The sequence below is a fragment of the Xenorhabdus sp. NBAII XenSa04 genome (genome assembly GCF_963866145.1).
Classification (GTDB): domain Bacteria; phylum Pseudomonadota; class Gammaproteobacteria; order Enterobacterales; family Enterobacteriaceae; genus Xenorhabdus; species Xenorhabdus indica.
Map to the genome: position 1 here is coordinate 1 of NZ_CAWMEB010000053.1, position 4,689 is coordinate 4,689.

At 51.0% G+C, this 4,689-nt stretch carries 8 protein-coding genes; all 8 read left to right on the forward strand.

All coding sequences use genetic code 11. From position 1 onward, the window contains the following. Nucleotides 1–39 precede the first annotated feature (39 nt). The 8 genes from AAC147_RS20015 (at nt 40) to AAC147_RS02475 (ending at nt 4,497) form a co-directional block, all read left to right on the forward strand. Nucleotides 40–102 (forward strand): hypothetical protein, encoded by a 63-nt coding sequence (locus AAC147_RS20015; protein ID WP_369793169.1) that lies wholly within the window; start codon nt 40–42, stop codon nt 100–102. A 330-nt stretch (nt 103–432) separates the two neighbouring features. Then, the gene (locus AAC147_RS02445) at nt 433–1,020 is read left to right on the forward strand and encodes a BRO-N domain-containing protein (RefSeq protein WP_047685415.1); all 588 of its coding nucleotides are present in this window, start codon (nt 433–435) and stop codon (nt 1,018–1,020) included. Continuing rightward, the gene (locus AAC147_RS02450) at nt 1,017–1,232 is read left to right on the forward strand and encodes a hypothetical protein (RefSeq protein WP_047685418.1); all 216 of its coding nucleotides are present in this window, start codon (nt 1,017–1,019) and stop codon (nt 1,230–1,232) included. The genes AAC147_RS02445 and AAC147_RS02450 overlap by 4 nt, the downstream gene beginning before the upstream one ends. Then, complete coding sequence (locus AAC147_RS02455) at nt 1,229–1,423, forward strand: hypothetical protein (protein ID WP_047685420.1); 195 nt, start codon at nt 1,229–1,231, stop codon at nt 1,421–1,423. Before AAC147_RS02450 ends, AAC147_RS02455 begins: the two co-directional genes overlap by 4 nt. A 36-nt stretch (nt 1,424–1,459) precedes the next feature. Next, nucleotides 1,460–1,615, forward strand: a complete 156-nt coding sequence (locus tag AAC147_RS02460; RefSeq protein WP_156115425.1) for a hypothetical protein — start codon at nt 1,460–1,462, stop codon at nt 1,613–1,615. Between the two features lie 142 nt (nt 1,616–1,757). Continuing rightward, on the forward strand, nt 1,758–2,108 hold the full coding sequence (locus AAC147_RS02465; RefSeq protein WP_047685423.1) for an HNH endonuclease: 351 nt from the start codon (nt 1,758–1,760) through the stop codon (nt 2,106–2,108). A gap of 189 nt (nt 2,109–2,297) precedes the next feature. After that, nucleotides 2,298–2,759, forward strand: coding sequence for a phage terminase small subunit P27 family (locus tag AAC147_RS02470; protein ID WP_047685426.1), 462 nt, complete (start codon nt 2,298–2,300; stop codon nt 2,757–2,759). 1 nt (nt 2,760) lies between these two features. After that, nucleotides 2,761–4,497 (forward strand): terminase large subunit, encoded by a 1,737-nt coding sequence (locus AAC147_RS02475; protein WP_047685429.1) that lies wholly within the window; start codon nt 2,761–2,763, stop codon nt 4,495–4,497. Nucleotides 4,498–4,689: the final 192 nt, after the last annotated feature.

Here is a 4,689-nt window from a genome sequence, read left to right on the forward strand (position 1 = left end):
GTCCCGTGTCTGAAACCACTTCCTCCGGCGGCGTGGTCAATGCAGGAACCCCACAACTTACCGAACCAGCTCGACAAGATTATTACCGTCTCAGAGAAATGATGGCGGAGAACGAACGACAGACTAAGTACTTGCAGGATTACATTAAAACTGAATGCCAACGAGCCTCTGAATAATCAGGGGCTTTTTTATTCCTCTGTCCACTCCCTGAGTGGCTACAGGAATAACGCATGCCGCCACCCGTTCCCACCGCGTACCCAACGCACACGGGCTGGTGGCATTTTTGTATCTAACGCGCACCGCAGCGCCAATCTAAACATCGAGCCTTTATTTAGGAATGAGCCTTTGAGGAATCAGCTAAAACTGATGCTACTCGATGGGCTGATCTCCTATTGCGGCAAAGGTTCATTACCTAAGTAAGGAATAAGCATCGTGAGTACAGTATTAACCTTCAAAGAAAAAGAAGTTATCCCTTTTGATAATGGTGACGGGAAGATCTGGTTTACCGGCAAGCAGGTTGCACAATTGCTTGATTACTCTAAAACCAAGTCAATAACCAATTTGTATAACGCTAATTCTGATGAGTTTACTCCAGCCATGACCGAGGTCATTACAACAGTGACCTCGAAAGAATCAAACACTTACAGCAATTTGAGGACAAAAGTTCGTATATTTTCACTTCGTGGTCTTTATCTGTTGGGAATGCTGGCTGACACTCCTGTTGCAAAGGAACTACGTAAATGGGTGCTGGATTTAATAGAAAAGGAAAGCCAGCCACGAGATTTGTCCTTGATGGATATGGAGAGCCTCAAAGAACTAACCATCGGTGAAATGCAAAATCGTCTGGTTACTGCCAATAAGTGGTCATATGAAAACTTCGGTCGCAAAGGTAGTGATTTGATGAACCTGCGTAAACGTCACCTCAAGAAGATTCGCAAGGCCGAGAAAGCCATTCTCGAATTATCACAGCTTACATTACCCGGCCTTGATGAGTTCCCCGATGAGGGAGAACCCGCATGAACCACGAACAATTTATCGAAAAGAACGTACAGGCCGAGTTAACCAAACTCGGCTTTTCTTCATCTATCGCAGGGATGGCGAGTGACCGAGCAGTTGAACATTATCGCCGTTCTGGATCAGCCAGCAGAAAGGGCAAGCTGTTTGATGATTGTCTGAGTATCGCTAAGGCATGGGCGAGTAAGTATTCAACGGAGAAGCCAAAGAAAAAATGACCAAACAGCAACATGAATCAACCCCTACCAGTTTCGAAACAGCAGTCAGTATGAAATGGTGGGTGCCAGCTTATCTAAATACTCTCAGTCTGCTTGCTCTAACATTCAATACTGAACCTGATCGCCAGAAGGTGGGCGAATTCATCGTGAAACACGGAACGGTAATCAAGACAAAAACAGTGACTTTATAAAATTCCACAAAGCATCCTCATTTTATGGGTGAAAGAATGAAAAAGAAAATATCAGCGAAGGAATCCCGCCGTAGGCAGCGCCAATCATCAGGTGGTGAGTGGTTCGATGACGGAATCGGCGGTAGTTTTCAGATGAAGAAATCAAAGCGTGTTAAACGTGCGTATGTAGTAGTCAGCAATGCACAGATGTGAACGGTGATTTTACAATATCCTGAAAACCATCCTAAAACGGGTGCTTGATAGAGTTTTGTGTAAGTTTTGGGCTTCGTTGATGTCAAGATTCATCGGGATTATATCAACCAGCGCAGTTGATTATGCTAAATGAGGTGAGACTATGCCACCCCGTATTCCCCGGGCTTGCCGCAAGCCAGGCTGCCCGAAGACCACCACCGACCGCAGCGGCTACTGCACTGACCATTTGCACACGGGCTGGCAATATCACCAACAAGGCAAGAGCCGACATGAGCGAGGTTATGGCAGCCAATGGGATAAGTTACGCGCCAGAGTCAAGCAACGTGACAGGCACCTGTGCCAGCAATGCTTACGTGAGGGAAGGGCTATCACAGGGACAACGGTTGACCATATTAAGCCAAAGGCACACGGTGGCACCGATGAACTATCAAATTTGCAATTATTGTGTTGGTCTTGCCATAAACGTAAGACAGCCACGGAGAGACTGCATTGAGGCAGAGATACCCCTCTTTAATTTCAAGATATAACCCTGTCAGATGAGAGAGTTACACAAGGGGAGGGGAGGTCAAATCCCTGCCACTCTCACCCTTAAGGACCGCCGCCTTGCCTCTTTTCAGATCGCCGCGAAATGCAAACCTTTTTTTGGGGCGCCCCAACAGCCCCATTTTACCGGAGATATCACATGGCAGGACGACCGCCAACCCCGACTCACCTGCGTTTGGTGAGGGGAAACCCATCAAAACGCCCGATTAACGCGAATGAACCGATGCCAGAAAAAGGGGTCCCTGCTGTCCCTAAACATTTCGGGAAAATGGGCCGGTATTGGCATGAGCGGATCGCCGGAGAACTGGATAAAGTCGGTGTCCTGACCCGCCTTGATGCCAAAGCCCTGGAATTGCTGATCGAAGCCTACGTCGAATACCGGACGCACTGCGACACCTTAGAGAATGAGGGGTACACCTACCGGACCGATCAGGGTCTCATTAAAGCGCACCCGGCAGCAGGCATGAAAGCTGATGCGTGGAAACGCATTCACACCATGCTGAGTGCGTTCGGTATGTCGCCCTCCAGCCGGGCTAAGGTCAACATGGCCGGGGACGACAAAGCCGATCCTTTGACTGAATTTTTACAAATGAGAGACTGACATGGCAAAAGTCACCGATGGCATCCGCTACGCTGAACGGGTGGTGGCGGGCGAGATTGTCACCGGTGAACTGGTCACCCTCGCCTGTCAGCGTTTCCTTGATGACCTGAAAACCGGCGAATCCCGCGGCATTTATTTCAGCGAACCCCGCGCTCAGCATATTCTGAACTTTTACAAATTCGTGCCTCATGTCAAAGGGGCACTGACAGGCAAGCCCATTGAACTGATGGACTGGCATATTTTCATTCTGATTAACCTGTTTGGCTTTGTGCGTCCGCTGGTGAATGAGGCCACCGGGGAAGTGGTGCTGCGCAATAACGGCAGCGGGCGGCCGGTGATGGTGCGCCGTTTTCGTACGGCCTATAACGAGGTCGCGCGTAAAAACGCCAAATCGACCCTGTCATCGGGTATCGGGCTGTACATGACCGGGGCGGACAGTGAAGGCGGGGCCGAGGTGTATTCTGCGGCCACCACCCGCGATCAGGCCCGTATCGTGTTTGAGGATGCGAAGAACATGATCAAGCAGGCCAGACCCACATTAGGGCGGCTGTTTGAGTTTAACAAACTGGCGATTTATCAGGAACAATCGGCGTCCAAGTTTGAGCCGCTGTCCAGTGATGCCAATAACCTGGATGGTCTCAATATTCACTGTGGTATTGTCGATGAGCTGCATGCGCACAAGACCCGCGATGTCTGGGACGTACTGGAAACGGCCACCGGCGCCCGGTTGCAGTCCCTGTTGTTTGGTATCACCACAGCCGGCTTTAACAAGGAAGGGATTTGTTACGAGCTGCGCGACTATGCCGTGAAGGTATTGCGCGGACAGGTCCCGGATGACACTTTTTTTGCCCTGATTTACACGCTGGACAAAGACGATGACCCGTTTGATGAAACCGTGTGGCAGAAAGCCAATCCCGGTCTGGGGATTTGCAAGCGCTGGGATGATTTAAGGCGGCTGGCGAAAAAAGCCAAAGAACAGGTGTCTGCCCGGCATAACTTCTTCACCAAGCACATGAACCTGTGGGTGACGGCGGAATCTGCCTGGATGGACATGCTTAAATGGGATGACTGTCCCCCTCTGGCACCGCCGCATGAACTGAAAACCTACCCGATGTGGGTCGGGGTGGATTTGGCGAACAAGATTGATATCTGTGCGGCCGTGAAAGTGTGGCAGGGCAATAACGGGCAGGTGCACGCTGACTTTAAGTTCTGGCTGCCGGAAGGGCGTATTGAGCGCTGTTCCCGGCAGATGGCGGAACTGTACCGCAAGTGGGCTGAGATGGACGTCCTCACCCTGACCGATGGCGAAGTGGTGGACCATGGACAGATAAAAGAAGAATTACAGCACTGGATCAGCGGTGAGAACCTGAAAGAAATCGGCTTTGACCCGTGGAGTGCGACGCAGTTCAGTCTGGCACTGGCCGAAGAGGGCCTGCCTTTGGTTGAAGTCGCCCAGACGGTACGCAACCTGTCGGAAGCCATGAAATCACTGGAGGCGATGGTCTACAGCGGTAAATTCCACCATAACGCCCACCCGGTGATGAACTGGATGATGAGTAACGTCACCGTCAAACCGGACAAAAACGATAATATCTTCCCCAACAAATCCACGCCCGAGGCCAAGATAGACGGTCCTTTTGCCCTGTTTACTGCCCTGAGCCGGTTACTGGTCAATGGCGGTGAGCAACAAGAAAGCCTGTCTGATGTCCTGATGAGCCGGGGCCTGCGCTCACTCTGAGGTTTTTTATGAAAATATTAATGATGACGGCCCTGCTGGTCGGGCTGGCAGGCGGCGGTCTGCTGTCTTACGGCGCGTGGCTGCTGTTACCCGCGGCGGGGTTTATTGTCTCTGGCAGTCTGTGTCTTGGCTGGTCGTATGGGGTCTCACGCATGCTGAGCCAGAAACCCGGTAAGGAGGCCTGATGTTTTT